Here is a 25032-nt window from a genome sequence, read left to right on the forward strand (position 1 = left end):
CCACGCCGCCGATTACAGAGCGGGCGGCGCTGTCCAGGTCTGGGTCTCGCTGACCGACACGATGGCACCGTTGTGGATGACGATGCGATCGGCGGGTGCGTTTGCGATGACGTCGAGCACGCTTGTGCCGCGGACCGCGAGAAACTCTGCCCGTGCACCCACCCTCGCGCCCGCCTGCGGCAGGCCCATCACCGTCCTCGCGTCGTCTGTCACCATCGCCAGCGCCACGTCGGGACGGACGTGGGCGGCAGCGATGGTCAGAGCCGCCGTTTCCAGGGCGTCGCTGCGGCCGATCGGATTGAAGGGATCGCGCACGTTGTCGGCGCCCGCGGCCACGCAGACCCCACCCGCTCGCAGCGGTTCGATGGCGGTGATACCGCGGGGCATCGACACCGGGTGGTCGCGGCCCTGCAGGTAGAGGTTGGTGATCGGGTTGGCGACCACCCCCAGTCCGCTCGCGGCGATGCGCGGAATCAGTTCCTTCAGCTCGTCCGGCGCCATCGTCCCGAGCCGGGTGCAATGGCCGGCGGTACGGATCCGGTCGGCAGGCCAGTGCCGCACCCGATCGGCGAAGGCTGCGATCGTGTGGTGGTCACCTTCGAGGAACTCGTCGGTGTGCAAGTCGACACCGACGCCCCGCGCCTCGGCGATGTCCAGCAACCGGTTCAGGTCACCGATCGGATCCGGCGCACTGTGCGGCGACCCCCCGACCAGGTCCGCACCGGCATCGAGGGCGGCGTGGACGAGATCGTCACCCGAGTACACCTTGCACAGCGCGGCGATCTCGATGTCGATCAGGCCCCGCAACTCGTTGCGGACCCGCACCACGGCGCGAATGCCCCGTAACGGATCGTCGCCGGCCAGGATGTCCACGTGCGATCGAACCGCAGTGGTTCCGTTGCGCACCAGGGCGAGTGCCGCCTCCCGCGCACGCGAGCGAAACGATTCCTCGTCGAAGGTCGCACTCCCCTGCTTCCAGCTGGCGATGGCGTCATGGAGATCGCCCAGCGGTGGCTGCAACGCATCCCACGACAGCGCCTTGTCGAGATGTGCGTGCGGCTCGGCCGGCGCAGTCATCAAGACATAGCCACGTAGGTCGAGGCTTTCCCTGTCGGCCGCTGTGTGCTCATCGGTCGGCCCCACTGCGGAGACGACGACGTGCTCACCACAGCGGACGAGGTCGACGTCGACGACCGAACCGTCCGGCAGCGTCGCGCCGCGAAGTCGCGAAACCACCTGAGGAAGAACATAGTTCACAAGACATACTCCTGAAATTTGGTCGGCTGAGAAGGCCGGGCTGGCGTCGCACTCAGACCCGCTGGGTGCGCACGAAGATGCCCGCGACGTGGGCGCAGGCGGCTGTGCGGGCCCCCTCGGCGTCGCCTGCCTCGATCGCCGCGACGATCCGCTCGTGTTCGGACACCGCGAGCCGCCGGTTGAGATCGGCGGTCCACACATCCGACCGGAACAGATGGGATTGACCGTCCAACCTCGACAACGCCTCGCCCAGGGGGCGGTTGTCGGCGGTCTCCCGAATCAGCGTGTGAAACTCCAGGTCCAGCAGGGAATCGCGGCGCTGATCGGCCGGTTCGTCGAGCAGCTCGGACTGGACCTGCACCATCTTGCGAAGCTGTGCAACCGTCTCGTGCGTTGCTGTCAGGGTAGCGGTGTAGGCAGCGAGTCCGTCGAGTACCTCCCGCACGTCGAACACCGCTTTGAGTGTTCCCGCGTCCAGGGATGCGACGCGAGCGCCCGCGTTCCGCGTGTGCGACGCCAGACCCTCATAGATCAGCTGCTGCACCGCTTCGCGAACGGGGGTGCGACTCACGTTCAATCGCGCAGCGAGCGCCGGGACGCTCAAGGGGCTGCCCGAGGCCAGCTCTCCCGAGAAGATCAACTCCCGCAGAGCATCGTGTACGGAGTCGGTCAACAGGGCACGCTCGGTTGACGCCACGTCGCAATCCTCCTCCGCTAGTTCCCGGCCGCCGCGACCCGCGCGGTTTCACGCAGGTCGACCGTCGGCGCCGCACCCGTCCGAAGACCGGCCACCTTCATGGCGATGTTCTCGGCCACCGTGATCGGAGCGTAGCCGGTCTCGCCGTCTGAGAGGGTTCCGGGAAGTGGTTCGATGACGGCGTCGTGATTGCCGTCGAAGAAGAACGCCGCCGATCGTCGTCGCCGAATCTGTCCGTTCACCACCGGCGGGTCCACCCGGTGGATCGTCGACATCCAGCGGTCGTTGGTCCAGCGGGCCATGGCGTCGCCGAGATTGACCAGCAGGGCACCGTCAGCAGGCTCGACGTCATGCCAACGACCGCCACGGTCGAGCACCTGGAGACCCGGCACCTGATCGGCCCACAACACCGTCAGGATGCCGAAGTCCGAATGTGCGCCCATACCGCGGAGGTCACCGGTGAACTCGGTATCGCCCTCGGGGAGCGCGTAGTTGTTCATCTTGAGTACCTCGATCGAGTGGTCGACCAAGGTGTCGAAGTGGTGCGGGGAGAGTCCGAGCGCATCGGTGAACGCTCGCATCAACGTGCGCGACAAGCTTTGGGCCGCGGCGAAGTACCGCATCACCCGTGGCTCGAAGCCGGGAGCCGCCCCGGGCCAGTTGTTTGGGGCGTAGCTGGTCTCCGGCAGGTCGAGGCCTGCAAAGTCCGCAGCGGCCGTACCCACCGTGTAGGCCTCGTAGAAGTCGTTCATCTGGTTCGCGGTCGGGATCCCCAGGCTCATACTGAGCGACTCGGACTTCGGCGGGGAGTACCCGCGGTTGGTGGACGGATCGCGCCGGTACTCCTTCTTCACTGCCAGCGGCAGGGCGAAGAACTCGTCGAGCGCGTCGGCCAGGTCCGTGATCAGGGTGGGATCGATGCCGTGCCCGACGATCTGGACGAAACCCACCTCTCGGCACGCCGCGTCGAGTTCGGCGGCGACCGCGGCGCACTGCGTGCTGCTGCCGGCGCTGTGACCGGTGAGGTACGGGCTGATGTCGATGGTGGGCACGTGGAAGTTTTGTTGGGACATCGATGGTACTTCTTTCTACGAGGGGCTCAGGATTTGTTCGCGGACTCGTGCCAGCTGCCGACCGCAGCCTTGGACACCAGGCCCATGAGCGCGAAGACGGCCACCCCGAACAGCGAGGCGAGCACGATGGCGGCGATCAGGTCGTCGGACTGTAGCCGGCCGCGGTAGACGTCGAGGAGCGTTCCGATGCCGGGTTGGCCTTTCGCGAAGAACATGTCGCCGATGATCGCGCCGACCACCACCAGTCCGGACGCAGTGCGGATACCGGTCAGAATGGTCGGAAGTGCAGTGCGCAGTTCGAGTTTGACCAAACGATCCCAGCGTGAGGCGTGCGAGAGGGCGAACAATTCGTGCAGACCCCGGTCCACCGAACGGATACCGAAATGTGTGTTGGTGATGATGGGGAAGGCCGCAATGAGAACGCATACGAGGGTGCGCGAAGACATCCCGTATCCGAACCACAACCCGATCAGCGGCACGATCGCCAGGATCGGGATCACCTGGATCACCACGGCGTAGGGATAGATGATGCGCTCGATCCACTTGGCCTGACTCATCAGCACGCCCGTCCCGACCCCGACCACCACTGCCACGAGGAACCCTACGAGGGCCACCTGCGCCGTGACGGCGAGCGCCTCGAGCATGGGCTGCAGATGAGACCAGTCCAGCAGCGAGTTGCTCAGCACCTCCGAGGGCGGTGGCAGCAGAAACCTCCGCTCGGGCGCGAGCACCCAGTAGCTGACGGCGGACCACGCTGCAAGAGCGCCGATCAGGGACAACAACGGGTAGGCCAGTGCAGCAGCGAATCCCCTGAGGCGGCGGCTGTTTCGGCTGCGGGCCCGAGTCCCGACCATCGCCTTGCTGCGTGGGCGGATCCGGGCAGGCAGGCCGAGGGTGGCGGTGAGGGTCATCGGATACTCCCGTGCAAGGTCGCCGAGATGTCGGCGACGTATTCGTTGAACCGTGGGTCGAATCGCAGCTCTGGGTCTCGCGGGTACGGCAGGTCGATGTCGATCACCGCCGCGATCCTGCCCGGGCGGGGTGTCATCACCACCACCTTGTTGGCGAGATAGACCGCTTCCGACACCGAGTGGGTGATGAACATGGCAGTGAACTTCTCTGTCGCATAGAGCTTCTGCAGCTCGGCCTGCATCTCGAGGCGGGTCATCTCGTCGAGGGCCCCGAACGGCTCGTCGAGCAGCATGATCTCCGGAGACAGCGTGAGCGCCCGGGCGAGGGACACCCGCATCTTCATGCCGCCCGACAATGCATTCGGCAGTTGATTCGCGAACTGGTCGAGTCCGACCGCTGAGATCGCCTCCGCAGCACGACGTTTGTAGTCTGCTCGGTGGCCTCGCCGGTCACGTCTGAGTTCTCCCCCTTTCAGTTCTGCCGACAGTTCCACGTTGGCGCGGACGTTGCGCCACGGAAGCAGAGTCGGCTCCTGGAAGATGAAACCGACCGATTCGCCGGCCACCGCCACCGAACCCTCGGTAGGTCTCTCGAGCCCGGCAGCCATGCGCAGCAGCGTCGACTTTCCGCATCCTGACGGGCCCACCACCGCGACGAAATCGCCGCGTCGGACTTCGAGGTCCGCCTTTTCGATGGCAACGGTTCCGGTGTCGAACTGCTTCACCACATCTGCGAACACCATCTGCAGATCTTTGGTGAGCCGTCGAGCGTCGGTTCCCCGCGTCGTGTCGGCTAGTTTCATCGTCATCTCCAAGAGCTTGGCTGTACATGCAACAGGCTGGCCTTCCAACGCTTCTCATCTTTGATTACATGCATGACGATTTCGTTGCACCACGTTACAACTTGATGACGTAAGCACTCATTGCTTCGAAAAATTGGCTTTTTGCTCGTCTTTTTCGGCACCTCGACGAACTTGGGCGAATCGCTTAACACCATGGCAACAGAGTAGTGATTGCATGCAATCAACCGAAACTCACCTCTAGGAGAACCGTGAAAGCACAACGCGCCCAACGCATCGGTGTCACCGTCATCGCCCTCACCACTCTCGGGCTGTCGGCCTGCGCCTACGGCTCGGACGAGCCAGCAGAATCTGTGTCCCTCGAGCCGGCCGCGGCGCAGCAGAGTCTCGCCGACGTCTGCCCCGCCAACGTAGGCGTCCAGCTGCAGTGGCAGCCGCAGTCGGACATGGGCGGTCTGTTCGGCCTGCTCGGACCCGGATACGTCGTCGACACCGACGACAAGTCGGTCACCGGCCCGCTGGTCGCGGGCGGTAAGGACACCGGTGTCGACATCACTCTCAAATCAGGCGGCCCGGCAATCGGCTTCCAGTCCGTGACCTCGCAGCTGTACGTCGACGACTCGGTGATGCTGGGCGTGGTGCACGGTGATCAGCTGGTGTCGGCGGCCGCCGACCAGCCGGTGGTCGGCGTGACTCCCCTGCTCAAGTACAGCCCGGCGATTCTGATGTGGGATCCCGCGACTCATCCCGAGTGGAAGACGGTCGGCGACGTCGGGACCACCGACGCCACGGTCGTGGTGTCCAAGGACCAGATCTTCCCGCAGTGGATGGTCGCGAAGGGACTGCTCAAGCAGTCCCAGATCGACACGAGCTACGACGGCGCGCCGTCCCGGTTCGTCGGCGACCCGGCCATCGCGCAGCAGGGTTTCGCCAACTCCGAGCCGTACACCTACGCCGAGGAGACACCCGCCTGGGACAAGCCCGTCTCGTACGGCCTGGTCAAGGACGCGGGTTACGACATCTATGCCTCGAACGTCTCGGTACGCGCGGACAAGGTCGCCGAGTTCTCCCCGTGCCTCGATAAACTGGTGCCGATCATCCAGCAGTCCGGCGTCGACTACATCAGTTCACCCGAAGCCACCAACAAGGTGATCGTCGATGTGGTGTCGCAAGACCAGACCTACTCCCCGTACAGCGAAGGCGAGGCGGCCTTCAGCGCGAACCTGCTGCAGGACAAGGGTTTGCTCGCCAATGAGGACAACGGGTCGTTCGGTGTCTACGACGAGACGCGCACACAGAGCAACGTCGACGACCTGCGTCCGGTCCTCGCCGCAGGCGGCAACCAGGTTCCGCAGAACGCGACCGGGGAGCAACTGTTCACCAATCAGTTCACCGACCCCGCCATCTCGATCCCCTGAGCGAACCCCTCTTCACCGGAAGGCACTCCCCGCATGACACACGACATGACAGAACTGCAGCGCGAACGCCGTATGGGCGCACTGGGCACCGAGAGCGATCGCGAGGTGCGGCGCATCTCACTGGCAGATCTGAGCAACCGGCGCGCAGACATCGCTGACGAACTGTGGTCCGCAGCAACCGACATCGGATTCTTCCAGGTCGTCGACCACGGGATCGATCTCGTCGACGTGCAGGACGCATTCGCGATGGCAGAAGCGTTCTTCGCTCTGCCTGAAGACGTGAAATCCCGCCGCCCCAAGCGTTACAACTCCGGGTGGGAGAGCTTGACGCAGGTGCGCCCGTCGGTCGGCACCCCTGATCAGAAGGAGTCGTACCAGGTGACGTTGTCGAACATGGACGGGCTGTGGCCCACCGACGCCGAACTCGCCGGTTTCCGGCAGACGATCCTCGATTTCGAGCGCCGCTGCTGGACCCTGGCGATGGAGCTGCTCTCACTGTTCGCCGACAAACTCGGATTCGACCGGGACTCTTTCACCCGTGCACATGATCCGGCGTCTGCGAGTTACCAGAGCACGTTACGTCTGCTGCACTATTACGCGTTGCCTGCCGACGCCGACCTCACCGGGGTGTGGCGGGCCGGCGCCCACACCGACTTCGACTGCCTGACATTGCTTTTTCAGCGCAATGGGCAGGGCGGACTGCAGGTGTGCCCCGGTAAGGAGATGGAAGATCAGGTGTGGACGTCGGTGGAACCCTCCGACGATGCCATCACCTGCAACATCGGCGACATGCTGATGCGTTGGAGCGACGATGCCCTGCCGTCCAACTTCCACCGGGTGCGCAGCCCGGGACCCGACGATCATCGCGGTTCTCGCTACAGCATCGCGTTCTTCGCACAGGCCAATCGGGAGGTCTCGATCGAGGGCCCGAATGGCAAGTACCCGGCCATCAGCGCCGAGGATTACCTGCAGCAACGCATCAGCGCGAACTTCGCAGGCTGATTCGCTGCCGACTGCCCCATCTTGGTGGGTTGCGGCGACGGCGACCTGCGCTTTCGCTCGCCACAACCCACCAAGATCGGAGCTCAGTGCGCCGCGCCGAGCTCGATGATCAAGACCCCGCCGGCGATGGTCACGATCCCGAGGCCCATCAGCCAGGTCAGTGGGTCGTCGAACAAGATTTTCGCAACGACGGCAGTGATCGCGACACCACACGCCGCCCAGATCCCGTAAGCGATCCCCACCGGCATCCCCTCGGCCAACGTCAGCGCCAGCATCCCGAAGGCCAGCAGATAGCCGATCGCCGTCGGGATGAGCCACACCGCTTTCCGAAAGCCGTCTGATGCCCGCAACGACATGGTGCCGACGACTTCACTCAGGATCGCGATGGTCAGATACACCCACTGCATCAGGGTTGCTCCGGCTCTGCCTCAGTCGACATCGTCACCGTCTCGGCCTTGTGAGACCCCAGTTCCACCAGCAGGACCCCGACGATCACGACCCCGATACCGAGTGCGATCACCCAGGTGAACGGGTCGTCGAAGATGATGGCCGCGAGTACAGCGGTCAGCGCGACGCCGCACGCTGCCCAGATCCCGTAGGCGACACCGATCGGCATACCCTCGCGCAGCACCAGCGCCAGGCAGACGAACGCACCGCTGTAGCCGAGCACGACGAGGGCGATCCAGGCCGGATGATCCACGGCCGCCCGAAGTGCGAGAGTCGCGGTGACCTCCATGACAATTGCGCCGAACAGCAGTAACCACGGCTTCAGCGAGCCGGTCTGCGCGGAAGTGCTCATGGGCGACAATCATCCCGCACGGGCGACCCGGCGAGTCGGTCGGTCAGATACGGGAGGATCCCGCCGGTGTTCACGGTCCCGTGCCCGGCGGTGGGTTGCAGATCGACGGTCACGGACCCACCCAGAACACACTGGTCCCGGATGGACGCTGCCGTCCACGCGGGCTCATTGAACTTGTCCTGTCCGCCGTACAGCACGAGCAGCGGAGCAGTGAGAGCTGCCTTGGGCAGCGCCATCTGCTGGATCAGCTCGCGTAGCCGAGCGGTGGCGGCGGGCGAGGCAGGCACGAAGTCGGGCGCCGAGATCCATGCGACCGCCTGCTCCCGCACAGACGCCTCGGCGCATGCGCTCAGTGCATCCCAGTGCTGGGCGAGGCCGCCGCGCCGATAGTCATCGCGATTCATGTCGGGGTTGCGCCGCGCGAGGGATTCCTCCATCCACTGCAGGCTTCCCTGCTGTTCCTTGGTGAGCGCGCCGGCCGCGGCCAGGTCGACCACCGGGACCTTGCTGGTGGGAGGTACCTGCGCGACCGCACCTTTCAGCCGCAGATCGGGCGCGTAGGACGCCGCGATCTCGTCAGCGGCCCAGCTCGCCCCAGCACCCTGCGATATCCCGTAGGTCACCCAGGTCGTCGACACCTGCGGATACACCTGCCGGATCGCCCGGACCGAGTCGATCATGGTGCGGGCAGCGGAATAGGGATCGAGGTACGGGTGCGGGCCGCTGTCCGAACCCAACCCTGCGAAGTCGGCGAGGGTCACGGCCATACCCGCGCGCAGATACGTGGTCACCAATCGGGCGAGCCCGTAGAGGTTGCCCGTCAACGATGGCGCACAGTTGGTGTTTATCCCGGTCGACCCGTGTCCCAGCGCCAGGACTGGCCAGCCACCCTCGGGCGGTGTGCCCTCCGGTTCGAAGACCGTCCCCGACACGACATTCGGCTTACCACTGGTGTCGGTGGACCGGTACAGGATCCGGTCGCCACGCAGATCGGGAGCGAGGCCGGTGGTCGACACCCAGTCGCGTCTGTCGACGACGTCACCGGGAGCCGGATAGTCGATGGACGACGTCGTCGGCATCGGCTCGTCGGGTGGAGTGGCCGGCTCGGCCGTACCGCACGCAGCGAGAACCAGCGACACGATCGCGGCAATCGCCACAAATCCGTGCCTTGTGAACGTCACGGGCAAGAACTTACCAGCGGTCATCACCCGCCCCGGTCAGGCGATCGGGTCGGCCGCACACACCACCCGATCGGGTCTGATCAACACTGAGCGGGCTCCGTTGGTGTGCAGCCATCGGCGCATCGCGGGTGCGAACGGCCCCAGGTCGCCGACCTCCATCTCCCGCGCACCCACCGATCGGGAGTGCCGCAGCAGCGCCGCATCAGTGTGCCCGTCGACGAGCAGAACGTAACCGCAGCCGAGGATTTCGTCGGACCGCCGGTGCGTGTCTTGTTCGTCCGTAGAGGTGAACTGGGGCACCGTCCGCCCGACGATGCGGTTCTGGCGCCGAGCCCGTTCGCGCAGCGACAGGCGTCTGCGACCAACCCGCGGATAGATGAAGGCGGGGCCGGCCGATGCTGCCCCCGGCACGGAATCGACGGCACGCATCGCTGTGTGAGCCACCGTCTGCGCGGGCATGCCCCGAACGCTCATCAGCGTTCCCACCACGGTCGCCGCGACCACCGACCGCACCACATGCGGCTTGCGTTCGGATTCGTACGTGCGAAGCAGCCGCTCGTCGGCGCGCCCGTCGATCACCGCGGCCAGCTTCCACGCCAGGTTCATCGCATCACGCAGGCCCGCGCCGAGACCCTGCCCGATGAACGGCGGGGTGAGATGCGCGGCGTCACCGAGGACGAAAAGCGGACCCGATTGCCAGTGCCTGGCGACGCGCGCGGCATGCCGATAGATCGCGGTCCGGAGGATCTCGACGTCGGTGTCGGCATCAGCCAGCTGCGCACGTACCGCGCGCAGTGCCCACGCCTCGTCCACGTCGTCGCCGACAGCGGTGTCGAGGTCCGGCAGGCGGAACTCCCAGCGGTATCTGTCTTCTCCGATTCGCATGAACGTCGACGCCTGCGCGCCCGTGCACACCTGGTGCACTCCGGGCCACATCTGCAGGTCCGCAGCACAACGTACATCGACCACCAACCAACGTTGTCTGAAGCGGAGGTCGTACGCCTGCTGCCCGATGGCCGACGCGACGACGCTCGAAGCGCCGTCACACCCGAGGACGAACTGTGCGGTGAGGACGTCAGGACCGCGCTCATCGCGTACCTGAAGCGTCGCCACACCGCCGGACACCACAACAGATTCGACATCGACGCCCTCGCGCACGGTGACGGCCTGCTGCCTCGACACGGCACCGCGCAGAGCTCGCTCGAGATCGGGTTGGTCGAACATCGTGCTCTCGCGCCAGCCATGGTGTCCGTTCGCCGAACTTCGCGCGAACCTCATCAGTACCCGCATCCGTGCGTCGACCAAGCGCATTCCCTCTGCGGGCCGTCCATGCGGACCGAAGTCGTCTGCGGCGCCGGCGGCTTGCAGGATCCTGTACACCTCGTCGTCGAGGTGCACAGCTCGAGGCAGTGGATACACGCCGCGATGTCGCTCGAGGATCGTGCTGGGGATGCCGTATCGAGCCAGCAGAGCGGCGGCCGTCAGGCCGGTCGGTCCGGCACCGACGATCACTACCTGGGCGGACACTGCGCAGGCGATCCGGAGGCGTGCTTCGGCGGCCTGTTCAGTGCCGCACTGATCCCGCGCGCCCCGCCGAGCACGGCCAGTTCTTTCGCCATCGCCCGCGCGCGATCCTGGTAACCGGGGTCGTCCAGCACCGTCTGCACCGCCCGCCGGATGGCAGCCGGCCGGGTCGAGCGCAACCGAATTCCCGTGCCTGAACGCACGATTCGCGCTGCAACTTCGTTCTTGTCCTCCGTGGACCCCGCCACGACGATGGGAACACCATGCCGCAGAGCGAAGTGCACTCCGCCCCAGCCGCCGTTGGTGACCAGGACGTCGGCACGGGGCAACAACATGTCGAACGGGACGAACTCGGTCACGACGGAATTGTCCCCGGGCGCACGTACTGCCTTCGCGGACGGCCCGCCCGTCGTCGCGATCACCAACGTAGGGGTGTGCGCCAGCGCAGCCAGGGTCGGTTCCACCAATCTGCCCATGTCACCGTTGTCGAGCGTGCCCTGAGTGACCACCACCACCGGGTCCGGTCCGTCGAGCCGGGGCCACCAGGGAGGGGTTGTGTGAGACCCGCCTGCGATGTCGAGCACCGGTCCCACGTAGTCGAGCCGCTCGTCGAGATCGCGCCGCGGGTACTCGAACGACGGGGCGGTGAGAACGAAGATGTCGTCGGCGAGCAGTGGCCAGTCCAGAACGAACGAGCCCGCCTCGCATCCGACGGTCTCCTGCACCGCGGCGTCGGCAATCCGCTGAACCCGGCGCAACACCACCGCGCGCGCACCCGCACTGAGCAGTCTGTTCCGGCGCATCCCCCACGGGGTGCTCGACGGCGGAAACCCTGGCCCGAACGGCGCGGTGTCGCGGCTTGACGCCATCAGCGGCGACGTACAGACGCAACCTATCCGTGGTGAACCCATCTGGGTAGAACCCGACCGGTGCGAGCCGACATCACGGACGGTCAGGGTCGGCAACAGTCCGAGGAAGAGGTTCTCGGCGAGCACCACGTCCACAGTACGTTCGGCAAGCACCTTCGACACCGCTCGATGCTGCGCGACGATGTTCTTGGCGAAGAAGTTCTCGAGGTCGTAGCGAGAGCGAAGGATCCCCGGCAACCGGGATCGGCCGGGGAATTGCCCGTCGAGATCTCGATCGTCGAAGTCCGAAGACACGGGTAGCGCAATGTGTTCCAGCCCGGCCCGCTGAACCCTCTCCCGAAAGCGGCTGCCGGTCAGCATCATCACAGTCGAACCATCACTGACGAGTTGTTTACCGATGGTTATCATCGGCTGGACATGCCCGGTCAGCGGAGCGCTGCACAACAACACATTTCGCATCTGGATTCGTCATTCTTCTCGGGAGTAGGTCCGATTGTCACATGACAACAACCGTTCTCGGATCGCCTGGCATCACCTACCGACGCCACAGTCGAGCAAATGACCGACATCACATCCGAAAAGCCCGGTCTCGACAACCCGAGGGGTTGCCGAATGCCATAAACGGACCTACGTTGACCTCAACCTAGTTTGCATCGCGGCGAGACTACGGCTACCCCAGGCTTTTTGAGACGAGATTCGGAAATCATCCCATGGTCACCGCTTATGTAAACCAGATCAGCACCGCAGTTCCAGAGCTCGACGTTCACGAGACCTTCGTCGAGTTCGCCCCCGCGCTGATCGACGCCCGCGGAAAAATGCTGCTGTTCAAGAGGATGGCCGAACGCGCTCACATCTCTCATCGCTGGTCTGCAGTCGAGGATCCGGTGGCGTTCTACGGCGACAATCCGAGCGACGTCGACACCGAAACCCGCATGATCGAGTACGAGGACAAGGCCCCGAAACTGGCCCAGCGCGCCGTGGACGGCCTGGACCTGGGTGCAGCGGCCGACGACATCACCCACTTGGTGATCGTGACCTGCACAGGCTTCTATTCCCCCGGCATCGACTACGACATCATCAAGAACTGCGGCATCAGCCCCAACGTCGACCGCACGCAGATCGGCTTCATGGGTTGTTTCGCCGGTATCACCGGCCTGAAGACCGCGAACAACATCGTTCGGGCCGATCCGAGCGCCAAGGTCCTGCTCGTCAGTGTCGAGCTGTGCTCCGTTCATCTCCAGAAGCCCAAGAGTCTCGAATCCATGTTGTCGTTCTTGATCTTCGGAGACGGCTGCGCAGCAGCAGTGATCTCCGCCGAGACCACCGGAATTGAACTCGACACGTTCAAGCAGTTGATGGTGCCGGACACCCGCGACCTCATCACCTGGCGAATCGGCAACGCGGGTTATGACATGGTGCTGTCCGGCAAGGTCCCCGGCCAACTCGGCAAGGCACTGAACCCCGAGAATCTCAAGCTCATCCTGGCCGGACGTACACCGGACGATATCGACCTCTGGGCAATTCATCCCGGCGGCAGAACCATTCTCGATGCGGTCGAGAACGCCCTCGAACTCGACTCCGACGCACTCGCAGTGTCACGGCACATCCTTGAAAACTACGGGAACATGTCTTCTGCGACAGTACTTTTCGTTCTCGCCGAGATGATGGAGCGCGCCGCACACGGCGGCCCCACAGGCATGGGGAGCGCCATGGCTTTCGGTCCCGGGCTCACCGCGGAGACGATGCTGTTCCGACTGGAGTGACGGCCGACGCTCAGACAGATGCTCCACTTCCAGAAGGATGCTCCGGTTCCAGGGCTCCGGAACCGGAGCGGATTGCTGAAAGTGGAGCAGATTACGCTGCAGGATCGGGCACGGTCGGCGGGGTCGGTCAGCCTCGGGCCCGGCGACGACGATACGCCGCCACGTGAGCCCGGTTGCCGCAACCACCGTCGCTGCAGAACCGTCTCGACCGGTTCCGTGAGAAGTCGACGAACACTGAGTCGCAGTCTTCACCGGCACATGTCTTGAGTCGTTCGAGTTGGCCGGTGCGAATGAGGTCGATCAGGGCCATGGCGTTCTCGGCGGCCATCCTGTCGGCGAGCGGAGCCTCGGCGTCGGTCACGTGGATGTGCCAATCCCAGTGGTCGTGCCGACTCAGATACGGACGCGCGTCGGCTTCCCGAAGGATGTCGTTGACCTCCCGAGCCACGTCGTCGACGTCCATCGACCACAGGGTGTCGAGCCGCTGCCGTAGCTTCCGCACGGCCGCCAGCTCCGCATCATCTCCGTCACGGCGGCCCGAATAGCCCTGCTCATCGAGGTATTCGCTCAGCTGCAACGTGGTGGTCATGGTGTCGACCTCGGCGCGCCCGGTGTTGATCAGCGCGGCTGTGGCAGCAAGCGCCAGATCGGTGTCATGGGCAAAAAGCATTTGACTCCTTACGTCCGATCGGCTTCACTGTAAGGAGTGTAAGCGACATTGGTACTGACGTGCGGACGACCAGCCGAGGAGACCCCGGTGAGCAAACCATCCCCCTCGGGTGCTGCCCGCACACCCGCGTACGGCCTGCTGGTCGCGGTCACCTCGGCGGTCTGTTTCGGCACGTCGGGTCCGCTCGCCAAGGGTCTCATCGACAGCGGGTGGTCGTCCGCCGCAGTGACCGCGGCACGACTCGGCCTGGGTTCTCTACTGCTCGTCATCCCCCTCATCCTTCTGCGTCGCAGACTATTTCGGGAACTCGCCAAGTCACCACTGCTGGTCGTCGCGTACGGCGTACTCGGAGTCGCGGTGGTGCAACTGAGCTTTTTCAACGCCGTCCGCTACCTCGACGTTCCTGTCGCACTGCTGATCGAGTACTCGGGCCTCATTCTCGTCGTGGCCTACGACTGGTTGATCCGCGGCCGCAAGCCCACGATCCTGACCGGCTTCGGTTGCGTCACCGCGCTCACCGGTCTGGTGGTGGTGATTCTCGGAGGTAGCGGGATCGGCGACATCGATCCGGTCGGTCTGGTCTGGGCCATTGTCGCCGGTATGGGATTGGCAAGCTATTTCATCCTTGCCACAGAAGACTTCTCACGGTCCGGTGGGAGCGTTGATCCCCTCGCGCTCGCTGCCGGCGGATTGATGCTCGGCACCATCGTGATCGCAGTCGCGGGGGTGGTCGGTCTGCTGCCGATGTCGATGAGCACCGACTCCCCCGTGCTCGCCGACACCGTGGTGCCGTGGTGGCTGGTGGCGCTGGCCATCGCGGGGATCTCGACGAGCCTTGCGTACGTCACCGGCGTCACTGCGGTTCGATTGCTCGGTGCGACCCCGGCCTCGTTTGTCGCGCTGATCGAAGTGGTCGCGTCCGCGGTGGCATCCTGGTGGCTACTCGGTCAGACGATGGCTGCGGCGCAACTCGTCGGTGCCGCGGTGTTGCTCGCAGGGCTCGTGGCGGTCAACCTCGGCGGCAGACCTCGCGCCACGTCAGACGAATCGTCACTGCACGACCCCTCACTCGACCACCCTTCACTCAATGACGTCGAGGGCGGCCGCGACGATGCCGTCGGCGTCGATCCCGTGATAGGAGTAGACGTCTTCGAGCGACCCGGTCTGACCAAAACGACTGACCCCTAGCGCAACTCCTGGGACACCGTTGACGGTGGGAAGGAACGCAAGGGTGTGCGGATGCCCGTCCAGCACGGTCACCATCGGTGCCGCCCGGTGCGTCGCGAAGATCTGGTCGAGAATCCAGGTCGGCCCATCACCGTGGCCGCGGCGGGACTGCAGCGCCTCGAAGAGCAAACCCGGGCTCGTCACACAGATCACCTCGGCCGACACGCCCTGTTCCTCCAGACGGTTCGCTGCCGCAAGGGTTTCGGTGATCACCGCACCCATCCCGACCAGGGTCACCGCGGGCTGTCGTACGTGCCGCAGGGTGTACGCCCCCGCCACCACCTGCCGTCGTCGTCGCTCACGAGCAGCCGGATCGACCGGCACCGCGGCGAGCGACTGACTCACGGGTCGGGTCGACAGCCGCAGATACGACGACAGGCCGCCGGGCCGACCCAGCCGTGCCATGCACGCCAGGAGAACCCATTCTGCGTCGAGCGCGAACGCCGGCTCATAGCTGACGCATTCCGGCTGCTCCAGACCTATCGAAGGCGTCGTGATCGATTGATGGGCGCCACCTTCGGCGGCGAGCGTCACCCCCGAGGGGGTGCCGACGAGAATCGACTGTCCGCCGGCATAGATGCCGTACGACCACGGTTCCAGGGCACGTCCCACGAACGGGTCGTACAGCACCCCGATGGGGAACAGCGGCTGCCCCCATCGACTCCAGGTGGCGCCGAGTTCGCCGATCAACCCGACCAGGTTGGTCTCGGCGATCCCGAGTTCCATGTGCTGACCGGCCGGGTTCTCGGTCCAGTGCATCATCGTCTGCGCGTCGTCGGCGAACCAGTCCCGTCGCTCACTGGTCGACCAGACACCCACCTTGTTCAGCCAGCCCGCGAGATTGGTGGTGGAACTGACGTCCGGACTCACTGTCACCACACGCTTGGCCACGTCCGGGGACTCCCGCGTGAGATCGAGCAGTGCCCTACCGAGCGCCGCCTGGGTTGTCGATGTTCCCGACGGGGTGCGGCCGAAGTCGGTGGGTACCGTCGGAGGCGCCGACTCCGTCACCGGTTCACGGCGCAGCGCCTCCGCAGTGCGCAGGCAGAGTCGTCCGGCATTGCCCGTCGATTCGAAACGCTGCCACGGGCTGCCCGGATCCATCCCCAGTTGCCCCGCGAAATCGGCGAATTGCTCGACCGTCAGCAGGGACGAATGGTTCTGAGGGTGGCCCTCGGTGGGCAGGGCGTGACCTTTGATCGTGTACGCGATGACAATCGACGGCCTGGTGTCGTCGATCTGCGCGAACGCCTCGCCCAGCGCCTCGAGATCATGACCACCGAGGTTGCGGATCGCACTGAGCAGTGTGGAGTCGTCGAGATCGGCGATGACGGCCGCGACAGCATCCGCGCCTGGACCATCGCCCGGCAACCGGGAACGTACCTCGTCCGCGTCGCAGCGCAGCAGTCGCTGGTACTCGGGGTTCGACATCTGCACGATGCGGGCTCGCAGTGCATCGCCACCGGACCGCGCGAACAGCGATTCCAGCAGTGCGCCGAATTGCACGGTGATCACCTGCCAGCCTGCCGCGGAGAACATCTTCTCGAGTCGACCGGCGGCAATGTTCGGGACCACCCGGTCCAGCGACTGCCGATTCATGTCGACGATCCAGACGATCTCGCCCATCTCCGCGACCGACGGATCGCCGATCGCCTCCCATACGGCGCCTTCGTCGAGCTCGGCATCACCCACGAGCGAGTACTGCCGACCCGCGCCCGCACCACCGAAGGTCGTCTCGACGTACCTGCGCGCCATCGCGCCCCAGATGGGCGCGGTGGCACCGATCCCGACAGAGCCGGTCGAATAGTCCACCGGATCCGGATCCTTGACCCGACTGGGATAGCTCTGCAGTCCCCCGAACTCGCGCAGGGTCGTCAGATACTTCTCGTCGAGTTCGCCCAGCAGGTAGTTGATCGAATGCAGGACCGGAGACGCGTGCGGTTTGACCGATACCCGGTCGCCCGGCCGCAGATGTTCGAACCACAGCGCGGTCATGATCGACGTGATCGACGCGCAGGAGGCCTGGTGCCCACCGACCTTCATGCCGCTCTGGTTCGGTCGAATTCTGTTGGCATGATGGATGATCGACGTGGCAGTCCAGAGAACCCGCTGTTCGATCTCCCGCATCGCCGCTGCGTGGTCGGAATCGTGTGACGACGTTGCGTCCACTGGGGCCTCGGCACTGTCCGTCATACGGTGATCCTGCCTTGCGCGGTCGAGCACGACAAGCGTCCTGGAGATCTCGCGCACCGACGGTGCCGCTGCCGGGATCCGACTCGGGTTTGCCGATGGCCCCACCGGGTACCCACCAACGTCTTTCCATGTGCGGAGGACCACTGTAGTTCGCGCACGAGTGAAACCGAAGGAGTTCATGATGGCGAAAATCTTGTTCGTGGTGACCGGAGCACGACATTGGACACTGGCCGACGGCTCGCAGCATCCGACAGGGTTCTGGGCCGAAGAGTTCGTCGCGCCCTATGAGGCGTTCACACAAGCAGGCCACGAGGTGGTGGTCGCCACGCCGGGTGGTGTGGTCCCGGTGGTGGACGAAGGCAGTTTGAGCCCCGATGTCAACGGCGGCCAGGAGAACGCCGACGCAATCGCCGAAAAGGTCCGGTCGAATACCGCTCTCAAGCAAGCGGTTCCACTGGACTCGGTGAGTCTCGACGACTACATCGCGGTGTTCTACCCCGGCGGCCACGGTCCCATGGAGGACCTCGCGGTCGATGAGACCTCTGGCGCGTTGCTGAACGAGATCATCGATTCAGGGAAGCCTTTGGGGGTGGTGTGCCACGCACCCGCGGCGCTCTTGGCCGCGACGCGGGCCGATGGATCCGCCACCTTCGCGGGGTACCGGTTGACCGGATTCTCCAATGCCGAGGAAGCTCAGGCCGGCCTGGCCGACAAGGCGAAGTGGTTGTTGCAAGACCGGCTGGTGGAACTCGGCGTCGACTATCAGGAGGGCGCGCCATGGGAGCCCAAGGTCGTCGTCGACCGCACTCTCTTCACGGGCCAAAATCCCGCGTCGTCGGCTCCGCTCGCCGAAAAGATCCTCTCCGCCCTCGACTGAGAGCGGTCGTACGCACCGATGGCCCCGACAACAGTCGGGGCCACCGGTGCGTCTACGTTGCCGACTTGCGCCCGGGTCAAGGTCCGACCGGGCGGTACGCATGGCCTGGTGACCCCTCGCGGAATTAAACGGACCGTGGTTTCATTTACATTGTTATGAAGAACATCGGATTCCTGTCCTTTGGACATTGGTCGGACTCGCCCGGCTCACAGACGCGGTCGGCGGGCGACACCCTGCTGCAGTCGATCGACCTCGCAGTCGCAGCCGAGGAACTCGGCGCCGACGGTGCGTACTTCCGTGTCCACCACTTCGCACGGCAGCTCGCCTCACCCTTCCCACTCCTCGCGGCAGTCGGCGCCAAGACGAACCGGATCGAGATCGGCACCGGTGTAATCGACATGCGCTACGAGAACCCGATGTACATGGCGGAAGACGCCGGGTCCGCCGACCTCATCTCCGAAGGCCGGTTGCAGCTGGGCATCAGCAGGGGATCACCCGAACAGGTGATCAATGGATACCAGTATTTCGGCTACGTACCGGGCGACGAGACCACGGACGCCGACATGGCCCGCGAACACACGGCCGTCTTCTTGAAGGTCATCGAGAACGCCAAGTTCGCGCAGCCCAACCCGTCACCGATGTTCCCGAATCCGCCGGGAGCACTGGGCATCGAGCCGCAGGCCCCGGGCTTACGCGATCGGATCTGGTGGGGCGCGGGAAGTCGCGCGACCGCGGAATGGACCGCGCAGCAGGGTATGAACCTGATGAGCTCAACGCTGTTGACAGAAGACACCGGGGTCCCGTTCCATCAGCTGCAGGCCGAGCAGATATCGCTGTTCCGCGACGCCTGGAAAGAAGCCGGACACGGGCGCGAGCCACGAGTGTCGGTGAGCCGCAGCATCTTCGCACTGACCGACGACCGTGACCGCGCCTACTTCGGGCGCGGTGGCGACGATGCCGATCAGGTCGGCGTCATCGACGGCGGTATCGCCAGATTCGGCCGGAGCTACGCCGACGAGCCCGACCGGCTCATCGAGCAACTCCGCGAAGACGAGGCCATCGCCGCCGCGGACACACTGCTACTGACCGTCCCCAATCAGCTCGGTGTCGAATACAACGCCCACGTGATCGAATCGATCCTCAAGCATGTCGCACCCGCTCTCGGCTGGCGCTGACCCCATCGGATCAATTGTCTTCACCTCGGGTGGACTCGCCCGCAACCAACACGATCAGATAATTCTCAGCGTGAAGGTTTGAAGTCAGCGAGGTCTTGCTGCAGGGTCCCTGTACGCACTGATCGTTGAATGGAACAAGGTGAGTAACCGACGTGTTCGGAGTCCCATTATCCTCGCGCATCCCCGTGCGCTCGGCCTCCGCACCGACAATGAGCGCAACGATCAGGTACGAGGTGGTCGCGACACGGGGGTGAGCAACGACTCATAACGTTCTTCGGGGTCGATTCCGAGTCTGCAGATGTCGCAATTTGACGATCGGGAACATTCTTGATCTCGGTATCAACAAACGCCGAGTACTCTATGGCATCTCGTAATGTGCGTCGGCACAGCATTTCTGAGAATCAAGAAAGTTACAGAAGATGTGACGGTGCTGCGGATTGCCATCGTGAACAGTTGACAAGTCCGGCGTCCTACTCCGCCGATAGGCGATGAGTCGACCAAACGTAGTACAGATCAACGCCCCGACCCGCTATTGTTGACAAAGAACCAGACACCCGCTAATCCAAAAGGACGTGCAGCCGAAGTGGCAACAGTTACTCGATTCGAATTCGTCGACGACATCGACGGCAAACCCCTCGACGTAGACGATGTCAATGTAGTGCAGTGGGCCTGGCTGGGCGTCGAGTACGAATTCGAGACCAGCACGGCCAATCTCGATCGTATCGAGAACGGCCGTCTACCCGTCTCTACCTTGCTCGCGAAGTCGCGTCGTACCGGTGGGCGCAAGAAGTCCCCATCACACAGTTCCGCGTCCAAGCCGGCCGCCGCAGCCGGATCCACCGACACCAAGGCGATCCGTGAGTGGGCCCAGCAGAACGGGTACGAGGTCTCCGACCGCGGCAGGATCCCCGCCGGTATCGTCGAAGCCTTCACCAGCGCGCACTGACTCACCCGCCTGAACAAGGCGCAGCTCGGCCCAGCCGGTCGGCTCGATTCTCTGAGCAGAGAATGGAGCCGGCCGGCTTTTGTATGCACAGAATGCGCTCGCAGCGACCACCAGGCGGCGGCAGCGAGTTCAGCTGAGCGCGCCCGGGTAATGACGCAGATCGGCGAACCAGCTGTGCACCATTGCGATCAGCGTGGGCTCCTCCCACATCGACACCGGGTAGAGGACTTCGACGTAACCATCTTCACCGTCGGTCACCGCGACATGCATATCGCATTTCGCAATGGCCGGCGGCCGTGGGGTGACAACCAATCCGCTGCGGATCGCCCTGTCGACCAATGTGGTTGTCGGTGTGCCGTTCTCGACGGTCAGCATCACTTGGAAGATCGGATGCGCCGCATTCTTCTTCGGCCACATCGCACGAACCACGTCGACGAACGGGATATCGGCGTTCGACATCGCGCGCACCTCGGCCGATGCCACCGTCGCAAGGTGCGCGCTCACATCGCCGTGGTCTGCCGGGCATACAACGGGAACGGTATTGACGAACATCCCGACAACGTCATCGAGTCGATCGTCGATGCGCCCGGAGGTCAGGGCTCCTACGGCCACGACGTCGGCGCCCGCGCGCCGACAGAGCAGTCGGGCAAGCGACGCCCTGAGCACCGTCGTGGTCGACACCGCGTGAACGGCCGCAATCGAACGAATGGACGGCCACAGGTCGTCGAACCAGACTCGGACGCGGGCGCCGTCAGGGTTCCAGGTGGTAGGCCTCGGCCGGTCACTGGGCGTCGCGAAGGGGCCCGATATCGACACCAACTCTGATTTCCAGAACTCCAGTTGTCTGCGGTGCAGCGACTCCGGGTCACCGACATCACCGAGGCGGCGGTTGGCCCAGCTGATGTAGTCGACATAGCTGACGGCGCCGGCGTCACGATGCGGCGGTTCGGAATCAGCGACCGACTCTGAGTAGGCAGCAGCCAGATCTCTGGCGATGATGCCGAGGGACCAGCCGTCGACGAAGAGATGGTGGGCGCACACCGCGATCGTGGTCGTTCCCGCCGACACACACATGCCGAGTCGGATCGGATGGTCGGTCGCAGGATCGATTGCGGTATCCAGAAACTCGGCCACCGAGGCGTCCGAGTCGGTCAACGGAACGACGATGTCCGCGCTGTCGGCCGTATCGATGACCACCCCACCGGCGGCATGGCGGCTCCGCAACATTGCGTGCCGGCGAACGACTGTGCAGGCTGCCCGATTCATCGCTCGCAGGTCGAGTTCTGCCGCGATCTGGACCACGAACGGGATCAGGGCGCCTGCGACCGGGCCGTCCAGGTCGACGTTGCGCTGCGGCGGTGCGAACACGTGCGGGCCGGGGCTATCGTCGCTACGCAGAGTCGACAACTCTGCGGAACGCGTACCGAGCCGACGTGCCAACGCCGCCGGGGTCCGGTACTCGAACACGTCCCGAACGGTCAGTGATGCCGCAGCACCGGAGTTGAGTTGAGCGACGAGTCCCGTCGCCGACAGCGAATCTCCACCGAGTTCGAAGAAGTCGTCGTCGGCGCCGACGAGCACGGCACCGGTGGCGGACTCGAAAGCGGCGACAACATGTCGTTCTCTGTCATCACCGGGAGCGCGGAACGGACTCGATGCCAGATACGAAGGGGCCGGAAGCGCCGTCCGATCGACCTTGCCCGCCGGAGTCAATGGGATCTCGTCGACAAACGTGATCGAGCTGGGAACCATGTACGGGGGCAGTGCGGCGTCCACACTCTCCCGCAGGGTGTTGCTTGTCGGACTCGGTGACGTAGCCGCGACATAGGACGCGAGTTGAGTCGACCGACGATGCTGCACGGCAACCGTGATCGCAGCCTTCACCCCTGCCTGGGCACGCAGGACGGCATCGATCTCGGCCGGTTCGACACGATTGCCCCTGATCTTGACCTGATGGTCGGTCCGGCCGAGAAAGTCCAACGACCCGTCCGCCCGCCATGCGGCCCGATCGCCTGTTCGGTACATGCGATCGCCACCCGTGCCGGTGGGATCGGCAACGAAGTTCGCGGCGGTGAGCCCGGTCCGGTCGAGGTAGCCACGAGCCACGGCCGGCCCGCTCACGTAGAGGTCACCCCCCACGGCCGGTGGCACCGGACGCAGATCTCGATCCAGGATCTGGACCCGGACGCCGGACATCGGGCGACCTATCGGCAATGGCAGAGACGAGATCGATTCAGGCACCACCGGATCGGTCATCGTCACGCTGCACGTTGTCTCAGTGGGTCCGTAAGCGCAGCGCACCGTGGCACGTTCCGCAAACTGGGCGATCACCTCTGGAGGGCAGACGTCTCCCCCGACGATGATGTGCGTCACCGTGGGTATATCGGCCGGATCGAGGGTCGCAAGGACACCGGGGGTGAGGAAAACATGAGAGACCCCATGGTCGGTCAGATGCTTCGCCAGATCTGCGCCGCCGACGATGGTGTCCGGAACGATGAGCAATGCGGCCCCGGAGATCGCTGCGGAGAGCATTTCGACCACAGCGGTGTCGAAGGCCGGTGAGGCCATGTGTGCGACAACCGACTTCGGCGAGAGGCCGTAGCTACGACAGATCTCGGTCGCCAACGCGCTGAGTCCGGTGCCGGTGACGACAACACCTTTGGGTGTCCCGGTGGATCCGGAGGTGAAGATCAGATACGCCGCGAGGTGCGGAGATGGGGCGCATACACGGGCCGGGCCACCGACACGCTCATCGTGTTCTCCGCGGGGTCCGAGCCGGAGTGTCTCGATGTCGGGGAGGTTGTCCGGAGGGGTCGCGCTGCTGCAGAGCAGGATTGTCGCGGCGCTCTCCGTCAGCACGAGTTCCTGGCGGACTCGCGGATAGCGGCTGTCGATGGGCACGTAGCAGGCACCGACCGCGGCCACGGCGTGAAAGGCGATGACTTCGGAGACACTCCGAGAGAGCATGACGGCTACTCGATCCTCGGGTCCGATAGTGCGCGCCCGTAGGGTCGTCGCCAGCAGATCGACGGCCCGTGCGAGGTCGGAGTGACTCAAGATCGTGCCCGATTCGACGACTGCGGGACGCGCCGACCGATGATGTGTCGCAAGGAGTTCGGACAGTGCCCGACACGGCGGTGGTGCGGATCCGTCACGATGTCTGTCCACCGCGACCCTGATTCTGCCGATCGGCGTATCTGCCGGTGAGGCGCAGATCTGCTCCAGAAGCGCGATCAAGTTGTCACGGTGTTGTAGCACCGACGACGAATCGTGGCAGTGTGGGTTGGCCTCTAAATCGATCGTCTCCGGATGCCCGGCACCGCTGGGATAGATGTTGACGTTCAAGTCGGAGACCGGGCCGGTGGTCAAGACGTGGTAGGCGGCAGTGAGTTCGTCACCGAGATGTATGAGGTCCTTATCAGGAAAGATGTTCAGAACCGGTCCCGCATATGTCATCACGCTGCTGACAGGGCCTCGGTCGCGGAGCATCTGTTCATACCGATACATCTGATGCCGGAGCGCACCTGCCACGGCGCCGGACACGGACACCACCAGATCCGACAGGGTCATCGACTCTCGCACCTCGAGCACAAGCGGAACCAGATTCGACACCGTTCCCGCATTGCGCCGCGCCGTGCCGGTCATCCGCGCTGCGACCGGCACCATCATCGCCACCACCGACCGGCCCGATGCCCGGGCCAGGTAGAGGCTCAAGGCCGCCACGATGATGGCGGTCCTGTTGTGGCGCGGCCGCTCGGCGGCACTGGCCAGTGCCTTCGCCAGCTCCGGAGACAGGGTCCCGGTTGCGCGAATGGGGTCGGCTGAGGGCGGCGCCGACCGGCGGGCCAACGTCACCGGCGCCGGCAACGAGCCCAGCACCCCGGCCCAGTATTCGCGATCGCGTTCACAACGCGGTGACGCACGATAGGCCGACTCGTACTCGGCAACAGCCAGATGGTAATCGGTTGGCGTGCAACCGTTGTGCGAAGCGGCATCCGAAAGTGTCTCCCGCGCAACACGTGCCCGGTAGTCGGCGGCGATACGGGTGAGTAGGACGTACGCGCCGTATCCGTCGAGCACGATATGGTGAGCACGCGAGAACAGAAACCAGCGGTGATCAGATACCCGCAGCAGCGCCGACCGGATCAGGTGGCCTGAATCGAGTGGCAGCGGAGCGCGGCACCACTCACCCATGGTCGCGTGCGCTGTCGCAACCGGATCGTCGGCGGTCCGCAGGTCGATGTCCTCGAAAGGGGCCTGCGCCTCGGCGGCATCCAGCACCAGAGTCGGCTGCGCCTGGCGCACGGCAATCCGGCTGATCGTGGTGCCCAACGCGCGACCTGCCGATTCCGTCGCGGCACGCAGTGCTTCGATGTCGAGAGTGCCTGCTATATCTATGTATTGGGCGATGGCGATCGGGGTGTCACCAAGGGCTTGCTGGGCGTACCACAGAGCGACCTGGGCAGCGCTGAGCGGCAACGATCGATTGCTGTCCCCGATTCCCGGGTCACCCGCCGCTACCATGTCCCCCTCACCAACGCCCCTGTCGCCAACGTACGCCGTCCGGGCCCGGAACAGACGGGCTTCCGCCGGTGCCCATGTTGTCAACGCATCGCTGAGTAGACGCTGAGTTCATCGCTCGGCGCCTTG

The 25032-nt window shown here is 64.8% G+C and carries 20 protein-coding genes; 7 read left to right on the forward strand and 13 right to left on the reverse strand.

Annotated elements, in window-relative coordinates; genetic code table 11:
* Positions 1 to 12: 12 nt before the first annotated feature.
* Genes BH683_RS06775 through BH683_RS06795 form a run of 5 tightly spaced genes read right to left on the reverse strand, consistent with a single transcriptional unit; the run spans position 13 to position 4741 of the window.
* A complete protein-coding gene (locus BH683_RS06775; RefSeq protein ID WP_084835506.1) occupies positions 13 to 1257 on the reverse strand; it encodes an amidohydrolase family protein in 1245 nt (414 codons plus the stop codon).
* Between the two features lie 52 nt (positions 1258 to 1309).
* Entirely contained in the window at positions 1310 to 1954 is a 645-nt protein-coding gene (locus BH683_RS06780) for a GntR family transcriptional regulator (protein ID WP_084835507.1), read from the reverse strand.
* Between the two features lie 17 nt (positions 1955 to 1971).
* Positions 1972 to 3027: a 2-oxoglutarate and iron-dependent oxygenase domain-containing protein gene (locus tag BH683_RS06785; protein ID WP_084835508.1), complete on the reverse strand. Its 1056-nt coding sequence runs from the start codon at positions 3025 to 3027 to the stop codon at positions 1972 to 1974.
* Between the two features lie 26 nt (positions 3028 to 3053).
* The gene (locus tag BH683_RS06790) at positions 3054 to 3881 is read right to left on the reverse strand and encodes an ABC transporter permease subunit (RefSeq protein ID WP_246833231.1); all 828 of its coding nucleotides are present in this window, start codon (positions 3879 to 3881) and stop codon (positions 3054 to 3056) included.
* Between the two features lie 53 nt (positions 3882 to 3934).
* Positions 3935 to 4741, reverse strand: a complete 807-nt coding sequence (locus BH683_RS06795) for an ABC transporter ATP-binding protein (protein ID WP_084835577.1) — start codon at positions 4739 to 4741, stop codon at positions 3935 to 3937.
* A 248-nt stretch (positions 4742 to 4989) separates the two neighbouring features.
* Here BH683_RS06795 and BH683_RS06800 point away from each other — a divergent pair, with 248 nt between their 5' ends.
* A complete protein-coding gene (locus BH683_RS06800; protein ID WP_084835510.1) occupies positions 4990 to 6156 on the forward strand; it encodes a nitrate ABC transporter substrate-binding protein in 1167 nt (388 codons plus the stop codon).
* A gap of 33 nt (positions 6157 to 6189) precedes the next feature.
* Entirely contained in the window at positions 6190 to 7158 is a 969-nt protein-coding gene (locus BH683_RS06805; protein WP_084835511.1) for a 2OG-Fe(II) oxygenase family protein, read from the forward strand.
* 83 nt (positions 7159 to 7241) lie between these two features.
* Here the strand turns inward: BH683_RS06805 and BH683_RS06810 are convergent, their stop codons facing one another.
* The 5 genes from BH683_RS06810 to BH683_RS28605 are packed head-to-tail and all read right to left on the reverse strand — an operon-like array spanning position 7242 to position 11990.
* Complete coding sequence (locus BH683_RS06810) at positions 7242 to 7565, reverse strand: multidrug efflux SMR transporter (RefSeq protein WP_084835512.1); 324 nt, start codon at positions 7563 to 7565, stop codon at positions 7242 to 7244.
* Positions 7565 to 7930, reverse strand: coding sequence for an SMR family transporter (locus tag BH683_RS06815; protein ID WP_084835578.1), 366 nt, complete (start codon positions 7928 to 7930; stop codon positions 7565 to 7567). The genes BH683_RS06810 and BH683_RS06815 overlap by 1 nt, the downstream gene beginning before the upstream one ends.
* A 23-nt stretch (positions 7931 to 7953) precedes the next feature.
* Positions 7954 to 9138, reverse strand: a complete 1185-nt coding sequence (locus tag BH683_RS06820) for a lipase family protein (protein ID WP_168186983.1) — start codon at positions 9136 to 9138, stop codon at positions 7954 to 7956.
* A 36-nt stretch (positions 9139 to 9174) separates the two neighbouring features.
* The gene (locus BH683_RS06825) at positions 9175 to 10665 is read right to left on the reverse strand and encodes a bifunctional 3-(3-hydroxy-phenyl)propionate/3-hydroxycinnamic acid hydroxylase (protein WP_168186984.1); all 1491 of its coding nucleotides are present in this window, start codon (positions 10663 to 10665) and stop codon (positions 9175 to 9177) included.
* A complete protein-coding gene (locus BH683_RS28605) occupies positions 10650 to 11990 on the reverse strand; it encodes a nucleotide disphospho-sugar-binding domain-containing protein (protein WP_168186985.1) in 1341 nt (446 codons plus the stop codon). The genes BH683_RS06825 and BH683_RS28605 overlap by 16 nt, the downstream gene beginning before the upstream one ends.
* Positions 11991 to 12241: 251 nt before the next feature.
* Between BH683_RS28605 and BH683_RS06830 the strand changes: the two genes are divergently transcribed.
* Positions 12242 to 13294 (forward strand): type III polyketide synthase, encoded by a 1053-nt coding sequence (locus BH683_RS06830; protein ID WP_084835515.1) that lies wholly within the window; start codon positions 12242 to 12244, stop codon positions 13292 to 13294.
* A 127-nt stretch (positions 13295 to 13421) separates the two neighbouring features.
* Here BH683_RS06830 and BH683_RS06835 read toward each other — a convergent pair whose 3' ends face one another.
* Positions 13422 to 13964, reverse strand: coding sequence for a CGNR zinc finger domain-containing protein (locus BH683_RS06835; protein ID WP_084835516.1), 543 nt, complete (start codon positions 13962 to 13964; stop codon positions 13422 to 13424).
* An 87-nt stretch (positions 13965 to 14051) separates the two neighbouring features.
* Here BH683_RS06835 and BH683_RS06840 point away from each other — a divergent pair, with 87 nt between their 5' ends.
* Complete coding sequence (locus BH683_RS06840) at positions 14052 to 15152, forward strand: DMT family transporter (protein ID WP_084835517.1); 1101 nt, start codon at positions 14052 to 14054, stop codon at positions 15150 to 15152.
* Here BH683_RS06840 and BH683_RS06845 read toward each other — a convergent pair.
* Positions 15045 to 17318 (reverse strand): pyruvate dehydrogenase, encoded by a 2274-nt coding sequence (locus tag BH683_RS06845; RefSeq protein WP_246833232.1) that lies wholly within the window; start codon positions 17316 to 17318, stop codon positions 15045 to 15047. The genes BH683_RS06840 and BH683_RS06845 overlap by 108 nt on opposite strands.
* Positions 17319 to 17565: 247 nt before the next feature.
* Here BH683_RS06845 and BH683_RS06850 point away from each other — a divergent pair, with 247 nt between their 5' ends.
* The 3 genes from BH683_RS06850 (at position 17566) to BH683_RS06860 (ending at position 20382) form a co-directional block, all read left to right on the forward strand.
* On the forward strand, positions 17566 to 18261 hold the full coding sequence (locus BH683_RS06850; protein ID WP_084835579.1) for a type 1 glutamine amidotransferase domain-containing protein: 696 nt from the start codon (positions 17566 to 17568) through the stop codon (positions 18259 to 18261).
* Between the two features lie 155 nt (positions 18262 to 18416).
* Positions 18417 to 19436 carry an LLM class flavin-dependent oxidoreductase gene (locus BH683_RS06855; RefSeq protein ID WP_084835519.1) on the forward strand — a complete coding sequence of 340 codons (1020 nt, stop codon included), beginning with the start codon at positions 18417 to 18419 and terminating at the stop codon, positions 19434 to 19436.
* Positions 19437 to 20019: 583 nt separating this feature from the next.
* A complete protein-coding gene (locus tag BH683_RS06860) occupies positions 20020 to 20382 on the forward strand; it encodes an Lsr2 family protein (protein ID WP_084835520.1) in 363 nt (120 codons plus the stop codon).
* A gap of 129 nt (positions 20383 to 20511) precedes the next feature.
* Here BH683_RS06860 and BH683_RS06865 read toward each other — a convergent pair whose 3' ends face one another.
* On the reverse strand, positions 20512 to 24906 hold the full coding sequence (locus tag BH683_RS06865) for a non-ribosomal peptide synthetase (RefSeq protein ID WP_084835521.1): 4395 nt from the start codon (positions 24904 to 24906) through the stop codon (positions 20512 to 20514).
* Positions 24907 to 25032: the final 126 nt, after the last annotated feature.

Source organism: Williamsia sp. 1138 (assembly GCF_002095435.2).
Lineage (GTDB): Bacteria > Actinomycetota > Actinomycetes > Mycobacteriales > Mycobacteriaceae > Williamsia.

What these genes read in the sequence shown, in the direction of transcription:
- BH683_RS06785 (WP_084835508.1), bottom strand. Translation starts at nt 3,027, where the DNA reads ATGTCCCAACAAAACTTCCACGTGCCCACCATCGACATCAGCCCGTAC.
- BH683_RS06790 (WP_246833231.1), bottom strand. Translation starts at nt 3,881, where the DNA reads ATGGTCGGGACTCGGGCCCGCAGCCGAAACAGCCGCCGCCTCAGGGGA.
- BH683_RS06795 (WP_084835577.1), bottom strand. Translation starts at nt 4,741, where the DNA reads ATGAAACTAGCCGACACGACGCGGGGAACCGACGCTCGACGGCTCACC.
- BH683_RS06805 (WP_084835511.1), top strand. Translation starts at nt 6,190, where the DNA reads ATGACACACGACATGACAGAACTGCAGCGCGAACGCCGTATGGGCGCA.
- BH683_RS06810 (WP_084835512.1), bottom strand. Translation starts at nt 7,565, where the DNA reads ATGCAGTGGGTGTATCTGACCATCGCGATCCTGAGTGAAGTCGTCGGC.
- BH683_RS28605 (WP_168186985.1), bottom strand. Translation starts at nt 11,990, where the DNA reads ATGCGAAATGTGTTGTTGTGCAGCGCTCCGCTGACCGGGCATGTCCAG.
- BH683_RS06830 (WP_084835515.1), top strand. Translation starts at nt 12,242, where the DNA reads ATGGTCACCGCTTATGTAAACCAGATCAGCACCGCAGTTCCAGAGCTC.
- BH683_RS06835 (WP_084835516.1), bottom strand. Translation starts at nt 13,964, where the DNA reads ATGCTTTTTGCCCATGACACCGATCTGGCGCTTGCTGCCACAGCCGCG.
- BH683_RS06845 (WP_246833232.1), bottom strand. Translation starts at nt 17,318, where the DNA reads ATGCGGGAGATCGAACAGCGGGTTCTCTGGACTGCCACGTCGATCATC.
- BH683_RS06850 (WP_084835579.1), top strand. Translation starts at nt 17,566, where the DNA reads ATGGCGAAAATCTTGTTCGTGGTGACCGGAGCACGACATTGGACACTG.
- BH683_RS06855 (WP_084835519.1), top strand. Translation starts at nt 18,417, where the DNA reads ATGAAGAACATCGGATTCCTGTCCTTTGGACATTGGTCGGACTCGCCC.
- BH683_RS06865 (WP_084835521.1), bottom strand. Translation starts at nt 24,906, where the DNA reads ATGGTAGCGGCGGGTGACCCGGGAATCGGGGACAGCAATCGATCGTTG.